The organism is Streptomyces sp. NBRC 109706 (assembly GCF_000974485.1).
Classification (GTDB): domain Bacteria; phylum Actinomycetota; class Actinomycetes; order Streptomycetales; family Streptomycetaceae; genus Streptomyces.
The window spans coordinates 968,348-984,880 of sequence record NZ_BBOM01000005.1; the positions used below are offsets into that span (position 1 = coordinate 968,348).

Annotated in this window: 17 protein-coding genes and 1 tRNA gene; 11 read left to right on the forward strand and 7 right to left on the reverse strand. The window is 70.8% G+C overall.

Annotated features, from left to right (window positions below):
• Positions 1–147 precede the first annotated feature (147 nt).
• A complete protein-coding gene (locus tag AOM46_RS09175) occupies positions 148–1,155 on the forward strand; it encodes a zinc-binding dehydrogenase (RefSeq protein WP_062207895.1) in 1,008 nt (335 codons plus the stop codon).
• A gap of 57 nt (positions 1,156–1,212) precedes the next feature.
• On the opposite strand, the gene AOM46_RS09180 is transcribed toward AOM46_RS09175, so the two are convergent.
• A complete protein-coding gene (locus tag AOM46_RS09180) occupies positions 1,213–3,354 on the reverse strand; it encodes an alpha-galactosidase (RefSeq protein WP_062207898.1) in 2,142 nt (713 codons plus the stop codon).
• A gap of 291 nt (positions 3,355–3,645) precedes the next feature.
• Here AOM46_RS09180 and AOM46_RS09185 point away from each other — a divergent pair, with 291 nt between their 5' ends.
• Positions 3,646–4,683, forward strand: coding sequence for an asparaginase (locus AOM46_RS09185; RefSeq protein ID WP_062207901.1), 1,038 nt, complete (start codon positions 3,646–3,648; stop codon positions 4,681–4,683).
• A 25-nt stretch (positions 4,684–4,708) separates the two neighbouring features.
• Here the strand turns inward: AOM46_RS09185 and AOM46_RS09190 are convergent, their stop codons facing one another.
• The 4 genes from AOM46_RS09190 to AOM46_RS09205 all read right to left on the reverse strand — a co-directional run bounded on the left by AOM46_RS09190 (position 4,709) and on the right by AOM46_RS09205 (position 7,885).
• A complete protein-coding gene (locus AOM46_RS09190; RefSeq protein ID WP_062207904.1) occupies positions 4,709–5,212 on the reverse strand; it encodes a DUF4429 domain-containing protein in 504 nt (167 codons plus the stop codon).
• Positions 5,213–5,289: 77 nt separating this feature from the next.
• Positions 5,290–6,021, reverse strand: coding sequence for a nucleotidyltransferase family protein (locus tag AOM46_RS09195; RefSeq protein WP_062207907.1), 732 nt, complete (start codon positions 6,019–6,021; stop codon positions 5,290–5,292).
• Between the two features lie 19 nt (positions 6,022–6,040).
• Positions 6,041–6,442 (reverse strand): hypothetical protein, encoded by a 402-nt coding sequence (locus tag AOM46_RS09200; protein ID WP_062207910.1) that lies wholly within the window; start codon positions 6,440–6,442, stop codon positions 6,041–6,043.
• Positions 6,443–6,751: 309 nt separating this feature from the next.
• Positions 6,752–7,885, reverse strand: a complete 1,134-nt coding sequence (locus tag AOM46_RS09205) for an ABC transporter ATP-binding protein (protein ID WP_062207914.1) — start codon at positions 7,883–7,885, stop codon at positions 6,752–6,754.
• Between the two features lie 220 nt (positions 7,886–8,105).
• Here AOM46_RS09205 and AOM46_RS09210 point away from each other — a divergent pair.
• Positions 8,106–8,179 (forward strand) — tRNA-Thr (locus AOM46_RS09210).
• 125 nt (positions 8,180–8,304) lie between these two features.
• Here AOM46_RS09210 and AOM46_RS09215 read toward each other — a convergent pair.
• Positions 8,305–9,720 carry a site-specific integrase gene (locus AOM46_RS09215; protein ID WP_370592666.1) on the reverse strand — a complete coding sequence of 472 codons (1,416 nt, stop codon included), beginning with the start codon at positions 9,718–9,720 and terminating at the stop codon, positions 8,305–8,307.
• Positions 9,721–9,920: 200 nt separating this feature from the next.
• Positions 9,921–10,658: a hypothetical protein gene (locus AOM46_RS33880; RefSeq protein WP_158920317.1), complete on the reverse strand. Its 738-nt coding sequence runs from the start codon at positions 10,656–10,658 to the stop codon at positions 9,921–9,923.
• A gap of 217 nt (positions 10,659–10,875) precedes the next feature.
• On the opposite strand from AOM46_RS33880, the gene AOM46_RS36020 reads away from it, so the two are divergent.
• The 8 genes from AOM46_RS36020 to AOM46_RS09250 all read left to right on the forward strand — a co-directional run bounded on the left by AOM46_RS36020 (position 10,876) and on the right by AOM46_RS09250 (position 16,465).
• Positions 10,876–11,100, forward strand: a complete 225-nt coding sequence (locus AOM46_RS36020) for a helix-turn-helix domain-containing protein (protein WP_370592673.1) — start codon at positions 10,876–10,878, stop codon at positions 11,098–11,100.
• The gene (locus AOM46_RS33885) at positions 11,097–11,387 is read left to right on the forward strand and encodes a helix-turn-helix domain-containing protein (protein ID WP_062207918.1); all 291 of its coding nucleotides are present in this window, start codon (positions 11,097–11,099) and stop codon (positions 11,385–11,387) included. Before AOM46_RS36020 ends, AOM46_RS33885 begins: the two co-directional genes overlap by 4 nt.
• Before the next feature lie 86 nt (positions 11,388–11,473).
• The gene (locus AOM46_RS09225) at positions 11,474–12,319 is read left to right on the forward strand and encodes a phage antirepressor N-terminal domain-containing protein (protein WP_062207923.1); all 846 of its coding nucleotides are present in this window, start codon (positions 11,474–11,476) and stop codon (positions 12,317–12,319) included.
• Positions 12,316–13,131: a hypothetical protein gene (locus AOM46_RS35820; RefSeq protein ID WP_062207926.1), complete on the forward strand. Its 816-nt coding sequence runs from the start codon at positions 12,316–12,318 to the stop codon at positions 13,129–13,131. Before AOM46_RS09225 ends, AOM46_RS35820 begins: the two co-directional genes overlap by 4 nt.
• Positions 13,128–13,811 (forward strand): hypothetical protein, encoded by a 684-nt coding sequence (locus AOM46_RS09235; protein ID WP_062207929.1) that lies wholly within the window; start codon positions 13,128–13,130, stop codon positions 13,809–13,811. Before AOM46_RS35820 ends, AOM46_RS09235 begins: the two co-directional genes overlap by 4 nt.
• Entirely contained in the window at positions 13,808–14,101 is a 294-nt protein-coding gene (locus tag AOM46_RS09240; protein WP_062207933.1) for a hypothetical protein, read from the forward strand. The genes AOM46_RS09235 and AOM46_RS09240 overlap by 4 nt, the downstream gene beginning before the upstream one ends.
• Positions 14,102–14,846: 745 nt before the next feature.
• Positions 14,847–15,128 carry a hypothetical protein gene (locus AOM46_RS09245; RefSeq protein ID WP_158920321.1) on the forward strand — a complete coding sequence of 94 codons (282 nt, stop codon included), beginning with the start codon at positions 14,847–14,849 and terminating at the stop codon, positions 15,126–15,128.
• The gene (locus AOM46_RS09250; protein ID WP_062207939.1) at positions 15,128–16,465 is read left to right on the forward strand and encodes an AAA family ATPase; all 1,338 of its coding nucleotides are present in this window, start codon (positions 15,128–15,130) and stop codon (positions 16,463–16,465) included. Before AOM46_RS09245 ends, AOM46_RS09250 begins: the two co-directional genes overlap by 1 nt.
• The last annotated feature ends 68 nt before the right edge of the window (positions 16,466–16,533 follow it).

The following is a 16,533-nucleotide window of genomic DNA, read 5'->3' on the forward strand; positions in this document are numbered from 1 at the left end:
GCCGCCACTGACAGTCGACCCCGCCGCCGCGACCGCCCCTTGACTTCAACTTGCCTTGAAGTACCAGTGTTGGTCCCGTCGCCACCGGGCGGCACCCCGCACACCAGCACAGCAGCCCATGCCACAGGCAGAACCAAGGAGCCCACCATGCACGCCATCCGTCTACACGCCTTCGGCCCGCCGGAGAACCTGGTCTACGAGCCCGCCGACGACCCCGTTCCCGCCGCCGGGCAGGTCCGGATCGCGGTGGCCGCCGCCGGGGTGCATCTGGTGGACACGGCGCTGCGGAGCGGCGTCCCGCTCGGCGGCGCCTGGAAGCCGGCGCCGCTGCCCACCATCCCGGGACGCGAGGTCGCCGGCACCGTCGACGCGTTGGGCGAGGGCGTCGACCGTTCCTGGCTCGGCCGTCGGGTCTCCGCCCATCTGGGGATGGTGCCGGGCGGCTACGCCGAACTGGCCGTCACCGGGGTCGAGAAGCTTCATCCGCTGCCGGACGGGCTGTCGGAGGCCGATGCCGTGGCGCTGCTCGGCACCGGCCGGATGACGATGGGCATTCTCCGGTTCGCCGATATCGAGCCGGGCGACATCGTGCTGGTACTGGCCGCCGCCGGCGGCATCGGCGCGCTGTTGACGCAGGTGGCGCGGCACCGTGGCGCCAGGGTGGTCGGCGCGGCCGGCGGGCCGGCGAAGGTCGAGACGGTACGGGGTCTCGGCGCGGATCTGGCCGTGGACTACGACCGTCCCGACTGGCCGGCGGTGGTGCGGGAGGCGTTCGGCGACCGGCCGGCCCGCTATGTGTTCGAGGGTGTCGCCGGCGAGCGCGCCGAGGCCGCGATCCGGCTCCTGGCCCCCGGCGGGGCGCACTTCGCCTACGGCAACGCGTCCCAGGGCCTGGGCGCCGCCGACAGCGCCACGCTGCCGGCGGCGGAACTGGCGGAGCGCGGCGTCACCTCGGAGACCATCCTGGGCCCGGCGCTGTTCGCCAAGGTCGGCGGGCTGGAGAACCTGAAGGTTCTGGAGGACGAGGCCCTGGAGCTGGGCCGCCAAGGCGTCGCGGTCCCCCTGGTCCAGACTTTCCCGCTGGCCGAGGCCGCCGCCGCGCACCGCGCGTTGGAGTCCCGCGGCACCGTCGGCAAGGTGGTTCTGGTGCCCTGACCGCCAAAGAGGACAGCGACCGGGGAAACGGCACCAGGGGAGACCGCGACGCGCCGCTCAGCCGTCGACGCGGATCACGTCGAGCAGCAGCAGTCGCTCCGGGTGCTGGATCGGGGGGCGCACCCCGACCGTGCCGAGCACCCGGCCGGGGAGGGTGACGCCCGTGTCCCACCAGCTGAGCGCGTTCATCGCGGGCCCGACGGGACGGTCGGCCGGGGCGAACGGGGTGACCCGGTAACGGGCGTCAGGGTCGAGCCCCGGCAGCCGCACCAGGCCGGTCGGCGCCTGCACGCTGGTGGCGAGCTGCGCCAGGGTGAACACCGCGCGGGAGCCGTCCCCGGCGACCACGCCGTGCACCCAGAGGGCCGGATCCGAGTGGTCCTCGCGGACGACCCGCCCGGAGTGCAGCAGCGGGCGCAGCTCCTTGTAGCGGCTGATCCACTCGGCGAGCGCCGCCCGGTCCTCGGGCGAGGCGTCGGTGAGGTCCCATTCGATGCCGAAGTGGCCGAAGAGCGCGGTGCCGGCGCGGAACTCCAGGCCATGGGTGCGTCCGGTGGTGTGTGCCTGGGGCGCGCCGACATGGGAGCCCATCAGCTCGGGCGGCAGCAGCAGTCCGGTCCAGCGCTGGATGCGCTGCCGCTCCAGGGCGTCGATGCAGTCGCTGGTCCAGACCCGGTCGGTGCGCTCCAGCACGCCGAGGTCGACGCGGCCGCCGCCGGACGAGCAGGACTCGATCTCAAGTCGCGGGTGCCGGGCGCGGAGTTCGTCCAGCAGGCGGTAGACGGCGCGCGTCTGTCGGTGCACGCCGGCCTGTCCCGTGGGGCTGTGACCGGCCTCGACGAGATCGCGGTTGTGGTCCCATTTGAGGTAGGTCAGCGCGTACTCGCCGACGATGGCGTCGAGGCGTTCCAGGATATGGGCGTAGGCCGCGGGGTGGCCGAGGTCGAGCACCTGCTGGTGGCGGGATTCGGGGGGCAGCCGGTCGCCGGTCGCCATGATCCACTCGGGGTGGGCGCGGGCGAGGTCGGAGTTCTGGTTGACCATCTCGGGCTCGACCCAGAGGCCGAACTCCAGGCCGAGGCCGCGGACGTAGTCGGCGAGCGGGTGCAGCCCTTCGGGCCAGACCTCCTCGTCCACGTACCAGTCGCCGAGCCCGGCGTGGTCGTCGCGGCGGCCTCGGAACCAGCCGTCGTCGAGGACGAACCGTTCGGCGCCGATCTCGGCGGCGGCGTCGGCGAGTTCCTTGAGCTTGGGCAGGCGGTGGTCGAAGTAGACGGCCTCCCACACGTTGAGGGTGACCGGGCGCGGGCCGGTGGGGTGGTGCGGGCGGGCCCGCAGGAAGTCGTGGAACCTGGCGGACAGTTCGTCCAGGCCCCGACCGTAACTGCCGTAGATCCAGGGGGTGGTGTAGGACTCGTCGGGGCCCAGGTCGATCTCGCCGGCCAGCGGCAGTTCGCCGCCGGCGAGCAGCGAGACGGCGGTGTGGGTGCGCTCGGCCAGCGAGCGCTGGTTGCCGCTCCAGGCGACATGGAGGCCCCATACCTCGCCGGAGCGGAAGCCGAAGTCGGCCTCGCCGGCGATATGGACGGTGACCGCATCGGTGCCGGTGCGGCCCTTGCGGTTGTCCCGCAGATGGGTGCCGATGGTGAACTCGTGCCGCTGCGGGGTGCGTTCGCGCAGATGGCGGCCGGTCATATCGAGGATCTCGGTGGCCCGCTCGGGTACCGGCAGCGCCAGCAGCAGGGCGCCGAGGCTGAACGGGGCGGTGGACCCGTCGGCCCGGCTGGTCAGGGTGGCGCGCTGGCGGACCAGTCCGCTGGGGGTGAGTTCGATCTCCAGGCGCAGTTCGAGCGCGGCGACGACGTCCTCGGCGGTGAGCGAGAGGGAACGTTCGCCGATCTCGGTGGCGGTCACGGTGAAGGCGGTGGAGAAGTCGGCGCCGGCGCGGTGTCCGGTGAGCCCGGGGGTGCCCTGCCAGCCGGCGGAGTGCTCGGGGAGCAGCGCGAGCGGAACGGCCAGGTCGACGTTGTTGGACGCGATCTGCGGCACCTGGGCCAGGGCCAGTTCCCGCATGCTGTCCTGGGACAGTTCGCCCAGGTCGGCGCCCCAGTGCAGGACGCGGGGCAGCCCGCCTCCCGTGCGGTCCAGGATCAGCGCGGTGCCCGCCGACCGGAAGTTCAGGTAGGGCCCATCGTGCATCGGAGATCCCTTGTTCGCTCCTGTTGATACCTGAGTGATTCTTTCCGTCTTGCTCGGCCCGGTCAACCGGCCCGACGGGCCGCCGCCCCGGGGTCCGCCCCGCCCACGCGGACGACCGACGCGGCGGCCGGCTCTTCGAGACGGCCCGACGGGTCGCCGCCGGACTCGGCCGAACGCCGCCGGCCGAGACCACCGGGGGCGGCTCCGACCTGCTGCCCACCCCGGCGCGATAAGCCCCCCGGGCCCGGGGCAGAGAACAGCCGCCCCCTCGTCGTCGAAAGGAGCGAAGCGATGGCGCGGTACACCACACCACCGGCACGCCCCCGCCCGCAGATCGCCGTGATCACCCTGGGCGGCACCATCGCCAGCCGGCCGGGCGGCGGCCCGCCAGGCGCCGTCCCCGAACTGACCGGCGCCGACCTCATCGCCGCCGCGCCCGGCATCGAGTCCATCGCCACCCTCACCACCCACGCCTTCCGGCAGCTGCCGTCCTCCGAGCTGACCGTGCCCGATATCTGCGCGCTGGCCAGGGCCGTCGACGCGCACGCCGCCGCCGGCAGCGCCAGGGTCGTCGTCACCCAGGGCACCGACACCATGGAGGAGACCGCCTTCGTCCTCGATCTGCTCCGCACCGCGCCCGTCCCGGTCGTGGTCACCGGCGCGATGCGGAACGCGGCGCAGCCGGGCGCGGACGGACCGGCCAACCTGATCACGGCGATCCGCGCGGCGGCCGAGCCCGCCGTCGCCGAACTGGGCGTCGTCGTCGCCATGAACGACGAGCTGCACGCCGCCCGTCAGGTCACCAAGGCCCACACCACCAGCCCGGCCGCCTTCCGGTCGCCCGGGTCGGGGCCGCTCGGCTGGATCAGCGAGTCCGAGGTGCGGCTGACCTCCGCCCCGCGCCGCGCCCACCGGCTGCCCAACCCGCTGACCGGCGAGCCGGAGACGATGGACCCGCCCCCCGTCGCCCTGCTCACCGGGACCCTCGGCGACGACGGACGGCTGATCGCGGCGGCGACCGGGGCCGGCTACGCCGGTCTGGTCATCGAGGCGCTCGGCGGCGGTCATCTGCCGTCCGGCGCCCTCGAAGCCGTCACCCGGGCGGCGTCCCTGATCCCCGTCGTGCTGGCCTCCCGCACCGGCGCCGGCGCCGTACTGGCGCACAGCTACGGATTCCCCGGCGCCGAGATCGACCTCCGTTCCCGGGGGCTGCTCACCGCGGGCGACCTCAGCGGCCCCAAGGCGCGGCTGCTGCTGCTCCTGCTGCTCGCCCTCGACCTGCCCCGTCCCCAACTCGAAGACCAGTTCGCACGCATCGCCCGCGGCTGAGCCCCCGCCCGCCCATCGAAGCCGGTCAGCCGCCCAGCAGCCGGGCCTTGGCCTGGTCGAACTCCTGCTGGGTGATGACCCCCTGGTCACGCAGCCCCGCCAGCTTCGCCAACTCGTCGGCGATCGACGGCACCCCGCCGGGGGCAGCCGGCTCCGCGACGGCGGGCGGGGGCAGCAGCGGGGGCGTGGGCGGGGACGCCACCCGCGCCTCGACGGCCTGCCGCATCACATCGCGGATCGCCTCGAAGGCGGGCTGCATCCCCCGTTTGAAGGTCACCGTGTTCTCGTCGTACGCCGGGTCCATGGCCTTCCCCGACTTCCTGCGGCGCTCCGATCCGCCACCGATGCTGAGCTTGATGTAGCCGACGACAAAGCCGGCGTCCTTCCACTCCACCGCCGCGACCATGTCGATCGGGATGCTCTTGTCCCCACCGCCGACCAGCCACTTGGCGCGGAACCCGGACCGTTCGATGGTGACGGTGTGCCCGTCGAAGCTCAGTGTGCCGTTGCTGCCCTCTGCGCGGATCACGTCGCCCCTCCCCTGTGTGGGGTTCCACGATCCCAGCCATCGGGCGCGCTGTCTGCGGCACGGGCACGCCGCCGTGATCAGCCGCGGGCGAGCTCCTTGGCCGCCTCGGTCAGGTCCTTGGCGGTGTCGATGGCCCGCCAGTAGGCGCCCTGGGAGAGCGGGAAGCCGGCCAGCCGGCGGTTGCGCGCCAGCCGGGGGAAGGTGTGGCGCTCGTGGTCGCCACGGTCGGGCAGCAGGGCGGTGAACTCGGCGGCGAAGACATAGACGCCCGCGTTGATCAGATAGGGCGAGGGCGGGGCCTCGATGAAGTCCAGCACATGGCCGAACTCGTCGGTCTCCACCGCGCCCCAGGGGATCCGGGGCCTGGCCAGCGCCAACGTGGCCAGCGCGTCGCGCTCGGCGTGGAACTCGGCCATCTCGCGCAGCGAGAACCTGGTCCAGATATCGCCGTTGGTGGCGAACCAGGGCTCGTCGGGACGCGGCAGCGCCTTCGCCGCGTACTTGAGGCCGCCGCCACGGCCCAACGGCTCCGCCTCCACGACGGTGGTGACGGCCAACGGCAACTCCGTCGCGTCCAGCCACTCCTGCAGCACCTCGGCGAGATGCCCGCAGGAGATCACGACATCGGTGACGCCCTCGGCGGCGAGCCAGCGCAGCTGGTGGCCGATGATCGGCTCGCCGGTGCCCGGGATCTCCACCATCGGCTTGGGGCGGTCGTCCGTATAGGGCCGCAGCCGGGAGCCCTGGCCACCGGCCAGGACCACGGCCTGCGTCGGACGGTTGGTGTCGTCGGTCGCGGCGTCGCTCATGGCCGCAGCCTATGTGGGGTCAGTTGTTCCCCGCGACGCCGGCTGCGAAGGAGGTGTCACAGACCGGGCGGGCATAGCGCTGGGCACGCTGCGCGCTGCCGTACTTGTCGACGGCGGCGTCGCCGAGCGAGCGCGCGATATCGGCGCAGTGCGGGGCCAGCGAGGGGTCCTCGTCCACCGCGGTCTGGAGGGCGGTGAGGGCGACGGACGGATCCTCCTGGCGGAGGGTGGTGTGCAGTTGGTCCCGCAACAGCTCGTGCGGGGCCTGCTGTTCCTGCTCGGCGGCGGCCGTCAGCATCTGCACCTCGGAGGGCGCGGAGGCCCAGGGCACACGGGTGACGGCCAGGGTGCCGGAGAGCACCAGCACGGCGGGCAGGGCGATGGCGAGACTTCGGCCGATGTGGCGGAGTGCCTGGTTCACGGTGTCTTCCTCCGCTTCCTCGCGAAACGGTGACGCGAAACGATGGGGCAGCGACGGGCCAAACCGGGCTGCGGGAAAGGTCCTTGGCGGCCCTCGGCGTTGGCACTGCCGAATCGTAGCGAGCCGTGGCGACTCGGTGACACTCCGCCACTCTCCCGAGTGACGGCCCCCTGGGCGTTCTCCCCACGAGGTTGACGCGCGTGTTGACGGCCGGCCGCGCGGCACACGACGAGAGGGACCGTGCTCCCGCCGTTCCGGCGGGGGCACGGCCCCTCTCAACGGTCGGCCGGCGTGGCCGACGCGGTGCGATCAGTCGCTGAGACGCTCACCGCTGCCGGCGGCGAAGACATGGGTCTCGCCGGGCTTGGGCTCGACGTTCAGCTTGCTGCCCTTCTCCGGGACGTCGCGGCTGTCCACGCGGATGACCAGGTCCTTGACCTCGCCACCGAACTCGGCGGTGCCGTAGACATACGCGTCGGCGCCCGTCTCCTCGACGACGTTCACCGTCACCGCGAGGCCGGCGGTGGCGTTCTCGTCGGCCTTGGCCAGCGCGTTGCTGGAGCCGTCCTCCCTGACCACGGCGAAGTGCTCGGGACGGCAGCCGACGACGACCTTGCTGTCGCCCTTGTTCTGCGCCTCGGTGAGCGCGGCGCGCTCGACCGGGACCACGCTGTTGCCGAACTTCACGCCGCCGTCGGTGATCGGCACCTCGACCAGGTTCATGGCCGGGGAGCCGATGAAGCCGGCGACAAAGAGGTTGGCGGGCTTGTCGTACATGTTGCGCGGGCTGTCGATCTGCTGCAGCAGACCGTCCTTGAGCACCGCCACCCGGTCGCCCATGGTCATGGCCTCGACCTGGTCGTGGGTGACATAGACGGTGGTGACGCCGAGGCGGCGCTGGAGACCGGCGATCTGGGTACGGGTCTGGACCCGGAGCTTGGCGTCCAGGTTGGACAGCGGCTCGTCCATCAGGAAGACCTGCGGCTCACGGACGATGGCACGACCCATCGCGACACGCTGCCGCTGACCACCGGAGAGCGCCTTCGGCTTGCGGTCCAGGTACTCGGTGAGGTCGAGGATCTTGGCGGCCTCTTCGACCTTGGTCCTGATGTCCGTCTTGTTGACGCCGGCGATCTTGAGCGCGAAGCCCATGTTCTGCGCGACGGTCATGTGCGGGTACAGCGCGTAGTTCTGGAACACCATCGCGATGTCCCGGTCCTTCGGCGGCAGATGGGTGACATCACGGTCACCGATGTGGATCGAGCCCCCGTTGACGTCCTCAAGGCCGGCGAGCATCCGCAGCGAGGTGGACTTACCACAGCCGGAGGGGCCGACGAGGACGAGGAACTCGCCGTCCTCGATCTGGATGTCCAGCTGGTCGACGGCGGGGGTCTCGGAGCCGGGGTAGACCCGGGTCGCCTTGTCGTACGTGACCGTAGCCATGTCGTGTTGTCTCCTTCTACCGGCAGGAACGTGCCGGACGATCCGAGTAGGAAGGTGTTACGGCCATGTATATGGACGCAGGGTGAACCTAACTCGAAAGCAATATAAAAGTCAGTACCTACCGGCAAAAAAATCCTCGCCCCTCCCACCGGCCGATGCCCCTCACCTGGCCGTGTAGGCTGGTGCGGCCTGTACGGCAGCCAAGCGCCCATGGGCACCCGCCGCCTTAGCTCAGTTGGCCAGAGCAGCTGTCTTGTAAACAGCAGGTCGTCGGTTCGAATCCGACAGGCGGCTCTCGCCGCCTACCCGGTCTGACCAGTGTCGGAGCGTCTGAAGGCGCCCGAACACTGGAGTGTCGCTTCGTCCCGTTTTATGCGCCGTGCGTGAGCGATGCGTGAGCGGCGGTCCGCAGAGCACCGTTACGCCCCCTCGGGCGCCGGTTCGTCTACAGCCTTCCGTGCCCGGGGCACCACCGACACCACGCCCTCGGCGAGGGCGTCTTCCAGCTCCTGGAACATCACCATGTACGTATCGCTGGTGAGCTTGATCGTGGAGTGCCTGAGCTTCACCTTGGCGTCGTCGATGTCCCCGCCGGCCGCCTTCACCAGTCCGGCGCCGACGTGCCGGAGGGCGCGGAGAGTGATCGGAGGCAGACCCTCTTCTTCCACGATCCTCTCGAACTCGTCCGACAGCTTCTCCGGGTGGACCGGGCTGCCGTCGGGCTCGGTCAGGATGTAGCCGCTGTCGACCCAGGCCGGCGGTGAATCCTCCGGCTCCTGCCCGCTGGCGCGGCGCTCCTGCTGCGCCTTCAGGAGCGCGCGGCCTCCGGCGCGCTGCCGCTCCTCGTCTTCCAGGATCAGCCGCACCGTCTCCGCATCCAGCAGGACCGGCGCGGCTGATCCTTCCGTCTTGGGGTCGGACTCGGTCGGCGTCCACCCGTTCAGCGTGCGTTCCACCGCAATCCACAGGATGCGCGTGCGGGCGTCCAGGTCGATCCGCCGGGCGCCGGCCGCCTCACCGCGCCGCAGCGCGTGGTAGCCCTGCAACCGGTACCCGATGTAGTAGCGGCTCTCCTCGGCCGCGTCGAGGAACTGGCCGAGCTGGGTGGGCGTCCACACCATTACCGGCGACGGGACCTCGCCGGTCTCCCTCCACCGGGCGATGCGCTCCTCGGTCCACAGCAGACCCTTCGGGCGCTGCCCCCCGCTCAACTCCACGTACTCGGCCGCGTTGAACGTAAGCCCCGTCTCACGCTGCCGGGCGATCGCCGCGTTCAACGCGGTCCGCAGGCACGCCCGTATCCGCTGCTTCGTCGCCGGCCCGGTCAGCTTCATGAACGGCGGCATCCCGGCGAGCATGGCCCGCTCGGCCCGCAGACGGGCCCGCTCCGCCACGGCCGCCGGGACCTTCGATGCCGGCGGCACCTCGGGCAGGGACCACCGACACCGCTCGGCCTGGGCCTGCCGCCGCTCGTTGGCCGCCGAGATCCGCTCGTTCCGCGCGTCGATCGCCTCGAACATGTCGTCCAGGTGCGGCACCGCGAGCCGGCCCAGCCGGACGTGCCCGATGAGCGGCTTCAGGTGCACGCGGATGATGCTCTCGTAGCCCCGCGTCGTCTTGTCCTTGATCTTCTTCTTCGACTCCAGCCACTGGTCCAGCCACTCGCCGACCGTCAGCTTCGAGGAGAGGACCAGGCCGAGGTTCAACTGACGCCGCACGTCGTTGATCTCGGGGAGCGACGCCCGTTTGTCCTTGCTCACCTCTTCGAGGAGGTCACCGAGGCGGGTTTGCGCCTCGGTGTCGTCGCTCTCCGGCAGTGCCAGCAGGTCGCGCACCTTGTCGAGATCGGCCTGGGCCTCCTTCGCCGAGGCGTACCCGGCGCGGTTGAACGCCCGTCGCGTACCGTCCTCACGCGGCGGCAGCTCCTGGCGCACGCACCACACACCGTGCCGCTTGCTACTCAGCTTCGGGCACCCCTTGCCCAGCGGCCTGCCATCCTCGCCGCGGCAGTAACAGCGGCGGTATGTCGAACCCTTCACCGTTCATCCTCGGTCTTCTCCGGCTTGCGGCTGATGCGTTTCATCTCTTTCTCCGTCAGGCGTTGTGCACTGCTGCTACCTGCTACTGGGGGTAGATATTTCTTTCGGCGAGCGGCGGAGACCCACTTTGCTGCCGTCGAGTGAGGCGCCTTGAAATGGTTAGCCACTTCCCGAGTAGGCGGTGCACCCATATTCTCGGCCATTCGGTACGTCTGGGCCACCCCCCTGAGGAAGTCATCAGTGATTCGGTTACGCCGGCGTCGGGGGCTTGGGGCATCCCTGGCCTGCGCATATGCGTCGGATGCATGTTCTTGCAGGCGTTCAAGCCAGTCAACAGCAGACTTCGGTCGATACCAACCGTAGGCCTCGGCGGTCTTCCCCGAATCTGCTGGCCAGCCGTGGATCATGGGGTCGTCTGATGGCCGGCCGCCCTCTTCCATAAACCTAAGAAGATATTGGGTCATACAGTGGATACCCAAACGCCTCCACTTGTCGGGGCGAATGACCTTACGCACTCTCTCCAGTACGCGGGGGATGTCGTCGTAGGCGGCGCGGGCCTCGGACATCATGATCTCTCCCTCGAAGATCTGAAAGTTCAAGAACAGCGTGCACTCGCCGCCGCTTGGGTTTTCGGTGGGGGAGCTGCGGTGCGTGTACCAACTGTCCTCGGTTCCGATCACCAGGTGAAAGAACTCTGGCAGTAGAACGGGGCCCATTGGGATGAGTTCGGGCAACTCGGGGACGGTGTCGAGAGCGAACCATGGGTACGCGGCGTACCGCCAGCCCGGTGGGGGAGCGAGAGAAGCATCCATGTCCTCATGGTGCCCACTCTGGCAAGGACTTGGCAAGGCGAACTTGAAGAGAATGGCTAGCCACATGGGGCGCCAGATTGCCGAATGGCAAGGGTATGGCTAGGGTGTGGGCATGGCTCAAGCACACGCCTTGCGGCTCATGGAAGTGCGCGCCGCTGTCCGCAGTGGGGAAGCGCAGCGCTTGCGGGTGGCAGCTCAGCTCTCGATTGGCGAGGTCGCCCACGCCTGCGGGGTCGACCAATCCACCGTTTGGCGGTGGGAGAAGGGGAAGCGCCGTCCGCGCGGGAGCGGGGCTCTGGCGTATGCCGGGCTGATCGCCTCGCTGCGCGAGCGTTCGGCCACCACCGAAGCGAGGCCCGCATGAACGCTCCGAGTGCGCCGCTCACCATCGGCGAGCTGTACGACCAGCCGCCGCTCATGCCGGTCTGGCCCACGTTCGGCCGTGACGTCCTCGGGCTGTCGCAGTCCGGGACGTACAAGTTCCTCGCCGAGGGCCGGCTGCCCGTCAAGGCATTCCCCGTGGGGCGCCGACACGTCGTGCGCACCGCCGATGTCCTCGCCTGGCTCCACCTGCCCACCAACCGCGACGGCGCCGGGGTTGCCGCCCCGACGCCGTCTGTCGAGAACGACCCAGTCCGTACCCAGTCCTAACCAAGCAAGACGGCGGCGCCGGGGCGTCGTCGGGGTTGCCGCCCCGCCGAGCCCGTTCGCGCCGCCGCCGGAAAGAGAACGTCCTCGTGACCAACCATACCCACCGGGCGTCAACGGTGACGCCGTACCCGACGCATGGCGCGACCCCACCGCGCACCACCCCGACCGGCGCCACCCAGCCGGACGCGGTCACCGTCATCAACCTGTCCGCCGGCGCACTGCACTCCGTCCTCGTTGACGGGCAGCCGCACATTGTCCTGAAGCCCGCCATTGAGGCCCTGGGGCTGGACTACCGGACGCAGCTGCGGAAGCTGAAGACCCGCACCTGGGCAGTTGTGGGCGAGCGGCCCACAACTGGAGCCGACGGCAAGACCTACGACATGAAGGTCACCCCCGTCCGCACGTTCCTGATGCTGCTGGCCACCATCAACGAGAACAACGTGGCCGAGAACGTCCGCCCCACTCTGGTCGCCTTCCAGAACGAGACCGCCGACGCCATCGAGGCGTACTGGACGCAGGGCGGGGCGATCAACCCGCGCGCCACCGCAGACCAGCTCGACACCATCATCGGCCGCGCCAAGGCCCAGGCCGAGGTGCTGCGCGTCCTCGACGGCATCGTTGACCCGGCGTGGCTCGACGCCAAGGCCCGCCATGTTGCCGCCCGTGCCCTCGGTGAGGAGCCCGAGGTCGACCCCGGCCGGCGGCCCCTGACCGTCGGCGAGTACCTGGAGGACAAGGGCGTCACGGGTGAGGCCCTGCGCTCCCTGTCCACCACCTTCGGGAAGCGCCTCAAGCGCGCCTTCCGCCAGCGGTACGGCACCGACCCCGGCAGGACGGAGCGCTTCGTCTCCGGCGCCCTGCGCGAGGTCGCCGCCTACACCGAGCAGCACCGCCCCCTGTTCGACACCGTCTGGTCGGAGGTCGCCCGATGAGCATCGACACCACCCACGCGCCCGCGACCGAGCCCACCCCCCAGGCCGGCCGCCCCGCGACCCCCTGCACCACCTACCCGTGGTGCACCGCCACCGGCGACCACGACCGCCACACCAGCGCCCGCGAGGTGCTGAACGGGGTCGCGGACCCGGTCGGCGGCTTCATCACCCACTTCGTGGAGAGCTACCTGTTCGACGCCGACGGCGCCGGCGACGTGCGCGGTGTCCTGATCGGCGGTGACCACCTGGAGCTGACCGGCGACCAGATGCGCGAGCGGGCCAGCGAGCTGCACGCGTTCGCCAACCAGGTCACCGCGCTGGCCGCGCAGCTGGACGCCAGCCGCCGCGCCGACACCCCCGCCGAGACCGAGGCCCACACCTGGACCCTCACCGTTGACGGCGGTACCTCGATCACCGGTTACCGCCCCGCCTGGGCGAAGAACGACCCCAGCCGGGACGTGACCGCCGAGCGCATCGGCGCCGTCCTGTCCGACCTGGGCATGTACCGCTACTACGACGGCTCGGCCGGTGTCCCCGTGTTCCACGCCGCCGACGGAGACCAGCCGGCCGGACCCCTGGGCCTGCCGATGCTGCGAGCCGTCATGAACGTCCACCCCTACCGCGAGGCCGCCCAGCAGCAGCCCACCGTCGACGTGGAAGTGCTCGGCGATAGCGACGAGTGGATGGAGAACCTGACCCCCGAGCAGCTGGCCGACGTCATCGCCACGGTGCGCGCCCAGTGCGACCGCTTGGACCAGGTCCACACCGACCTGATCGCCGCCCGCGCCGACTGGGAGGCGAACGCCCGATGAGCGACGTCACCGACTACTTGGGCTTCGCCGGCCTCGTCGTCGCCCGACAGGCCGACCACCTGCTGGACGAAGGACCTGTCCAGCAGACCATCACCGTCGCCCGCCGGATCGCGCGCTTCGCGAAGAACACCCCGCTGACCCCGACCAGCGGCAAGGTCCGCGACCTCGCCGGATTCGGCGAAGCCCCCGTCCACTACCGCCACGACGACACCGACTACCTGCTGCTGTCCGAGATCGCCGAAGCCCTCGGCTGGCCCCTGCCCCGCGCCCACACCTGGGCCGACAGCGACCACGCCTGGGCCGTGCGCGAGCAGCGCCGCACGGACGAGGAGCGCGGCGACGGCCAGCTCGGGCACGACCTGCTGCGCGGCCTGGTCGACCTCGGCCTGGCCCTCATCCTGGACGACCCCGAGGCCCGCCCCGACGCCGGCGGACGCCGCTGGTCCCTCGGCGGTGACTGGCTCGTGGCCGACCACCGGCTCCCCGCTCTGCTGCTGGTCAGCCCCTGGGGCGCCGAGTTCATGGACAACACCAGCGACCACTTCGGGATCGTCCTGCGGCAGACCTATGGCGACGCGTTCGGCGACCTGTTCCACACCGACCTGACCGAAGAGGAAGCCCTGCGCAAGGCCCGGCGCGGCCCCGCGCTGGGCGACGCCCCGGAAGGGGGCAGGCCATGACCGGGCCCCAGGTGACCCTCACGGTGGAGATCGACCTCACCGGCCCCGGCGACTGGCGCGAGCAACTGCGCCACCAGGCCCGCCACATCCCGCCCGGCGCGGCCGTCGACGTGCGGCTGCCCGACTACCTCGGGCCCGGGCTGGAACCGGCCATCGCCGGCCACCTCGCCCCCGTCGCCAGCCGCATCAACCTCCGGATGGCCGGCGGCACCCCCGGCGGCAGCTGGCTCCTGGCCGGCGTCATCGCCGCCACCCGCGAACACGCACCCCCCGTGCCCCGCACCGGGTGACCCACCGCGCGCCGCCGCCGAGGGGTACTCACTTCCCGAGTACCCCTCGGCTACTCACTTCCCGAGTACCCCTCGGCGGCCCGCGCATCACGAACACCCCAGTCGGCACCCCAGATAGCGAGAACCCGTTCGTGAACACCCCCAGCACCCCAGCCGCATGGCCGGACGGCGAGAGGCGGTCGCCGTGAGCCTCGACGCCATGGATTGGGTGTGGAAGCACGCCCAATCGAAGGGGAACGCGCGCCTCGCGCTGCTGTACGTGGCCGACCAGGTACGCACCCAGGCGTGCGAGGAGCGGCTCAGCCAAGGCGCCTTCATGAAGGCGCTCAACGCGTCGCGCAACACGGTTCGGGCGGCCGTCCATGAGGCAATCGAGGCGGGCGAACTGGAAGAGAAGGAGCCCGCCGTCGGACGCCGCGCGGCGCTCTACCGACTGCCCAAGGCGGCGGGTTACCTGCGGATGCCCCAGCACCGTAGCGGGTCAGAAGTTGACCCCCTACGAGGGCAGGGCGAAGGGCGTAGAGGGTCAGAACTTGACCCTCAAGCCCCCCGTAGGGGGTCAGAGGTTGACCCGCTACGAGATCAGGGCTCTGCGGCTAGAGGGTCAAAGGTTGACCCTCAAGCGGACCGTAGCGGGTCAAAGGTTGACCCCCCTTACCCAACTACTCCCAGAGAGCTACGAGAGAGCGCCGGGGCGGTCGACAACGACCGCTACCCGGATCAGGTGCTGCCCCTCGTCCACGCGATGAGCGCCAGCGGCCTGGACGTCCGCTGGCCGTTCCGTGGCAACGAGTGGTTCCCGATCATCGCGCTCATCAAGGCGTGCGGGGTCAAGGCGATGGTCGAACACGCCCACCGCGCCGCCGCCAACGCCCGCACGCCGGTGACGTCCGCCAAGTACTTCCTCCAGGGCTGGCGCGAGCTCCCCCCCGCCCCGCCCGAGGGCACCCCCGTCTATCGGCCCACGCCGCACTCGCGGGCCGTAGGCGCCCCTTACAGCAGCCCAGAAGACCGAGGGATTTTCTGATGACGACCGAAATCACCTGGGACCCGGCCCTTGACGGGCCGCTCGACGGGCCACCCGAGTTGGGTCGCGCCCAGCCCCACGATCCCGTCGCCGAGCAGAGCGTCATCGGCGCCTGCCTGATCAGCCCGCCGGCGTGCCGCGAGATCCTGGACATCCTCAACCCCAGCGCGTTCTACGAGAACCGCCACACGGTGATCTTCAACTGCATTGGCCGGATGCACGCCCGTTCCGAGCCGATCGACCCCATCACCGTCACCAAGCACCTGGCCGACGCCGGCCAGTTGGCGAAGATCGGCGGCGCCGGCTATATCCATCAGCTCGTTCAGGTGGTGCCCACGGCAGCCAACGGCGAGTACTACGCCGAGATCGTTGAAGACCGCTACCTGCGCCGCGAGTTGATCAAGCTCGGCACCACCGTTGCCACCATGGGGTACGCCACCGACGACGACACCTACACCCTCGTCGAACGCGCCGTCGGCATGGCCCGCGAACTCCGAGACCGCGGCCAAGCCACCGACGACCTGCCCACCGAAGACCTCCTCGACTTCGTCCAGCATGAGGACACCTACGACTGGCTGATCCCGGGACTGCTGGAGCGCGGGGACCGCCTGATCCTCACCGCCAGCGAAGGCGGCGGGAAGTCCACCCTGCTACGTCAGATCGCCGTGTGCACGGCCGCCGGACTGCACCCGTTCAACCCCCGCCAGCGCACCGAGCCACTGAAGGTGCTGGTCCTCGACTGCGAGAACGGCGAGCCGGCGTCCCGCCGCAAGTACCGGCCGCTCCTGAACTCGGCCGAGCGAGAGCGCCGCGGCCTCAAGCGCGGCCAGTTCAGCATCGAGTGCCGCCCGGCCGGCGTGGACCTGACCCGCCCGCAAGACCGCGCCTGGGTGATGCGCCGCGTCGAACGCCTCATGCCCGACGTGCTGATCATCGGCCCCGTCTACCGGCTGCACGCCGGCAACCCCAACGACGAAGAGCTGGCCCGCAAGGTCAGCGTGGTCATCGACGAGGCGCGCGCCACGGCGAACTGCGCCGTGCTGATGGAGGCCCACTCCCCACACGGCAGCGCGATCGGCCCCCGCTCCCTGCGCCCCCTCGGCAGCTCGCTGTGGATGCGCTGGCCCGAATTCGGCTTCGGCCTACGCCCGGTCGAGGACGAGAAGAGCGCGACCAACGAACCAGGATGCCGAGGCCGCCGGGTCATCCCCTGGCGCGGCATGCGCGACGAACGCGAATGGCCCCAGTTCGTCCGGCAGGGCGACAACTGGCCCTGGGTGCCCTACCAGCCAATCGACCTCAAGGACGGCCACTCGCCGACGGGAGCGATCTGGTGACCCGCCACGCCACCACCCCCACACCGTAACCCTCGGTGACCCGGACCAGCCGCCGGGCCACCCGCACC

Excerpts from the sequence above, each read along its gene's own strand:
- AOM46_RS09175 (WP_062207895.1), top strand. The coding sequence starts at position 148 with ATGCACGCCATCCGTCTACACGCCTTCGGCCCGCCGGAGAACCTGGTC.
- AOM46_RS09180 (WP_062207898.1), bottom strand. The coding sequence starts at position 3,354 with ATGCACGATGGGCCCTACCTGAACTTCCGGTCGGCGGGCACCGCGCTG.
- AOM46_RS09185 (WP_062207901.1), top strand. The coding sequence starts at position 3,646 with ATGGCGCGGTACACCACACCACCGGCACGCCCCCGCCCGCAGATCGCC.
- AOM46_RS09195 (WP_062207907.1), bottom strand. The coding sequence starts at position 6,021 with ATGAGCGACGCCGCGACCGACGACACCAACCGTCCGACGCAGGCCGTG.
- AOM46_RS09205 (WP_062207914.1), bottom strand. The coding sequence starts at position 7,885 with ATGGCTACGGTCACGTACGACAAGGCGACCCGGGTCTACCCCGGCTCC.
- AOM46_RS36020 (WP_370592673.1), top strand. The coding sequence starts at position 10,876 with ATGGAAGTGCGCGCCGCTGTCCGCAGTGGGGAAGCGCAGCGCTTGCGG.
- AOM46_RS33885 (WP_062207918.1), top strand. The coding sequence starts at position 11,097 with ATGAACGCTCCGAGTGCGCCGCTCACCATCGGCGAGCTGTACGACCAG.
- AOM46_RS35820 (WP_062207926.1), top strand. The coding sequence starts at position 12,316 with ATGAGCATCGACACCACCCACGCGCCCGCGACCGAGCCCACCCCCCAG.
- AOM46_RS09235 (WP_062207929.1), top strand. The coding sequence starts at position 13,128 with ATGAGCGACGTCACCGACTACTTGGGCTTCGCCGGCCTCGTCGTCGCC.
- AOM46_RS09240 (WP_062207933.1), top strand. The coding sequence starts at position 13,808 with ATGACCGGGCCCCAGGTGACCCTCACGGTGGAGATCGACCTCACCGGC.
- AOM46_RS09245 (WP_158920321.1), top strand. The coding sequence starts at position 14,847 with ATGAGCGCCAGCGGCCTGGACGTCCGCTGGCCGTTCCGTGGCAACGAG.
- AOM46_RS09250 (WP_062207939.1), top strand. The coding sequence starts at position 15,128 with ATGACGACCGAAATCACCTGGGACCCGGCCCTTGACGGGCCGCTCGAC.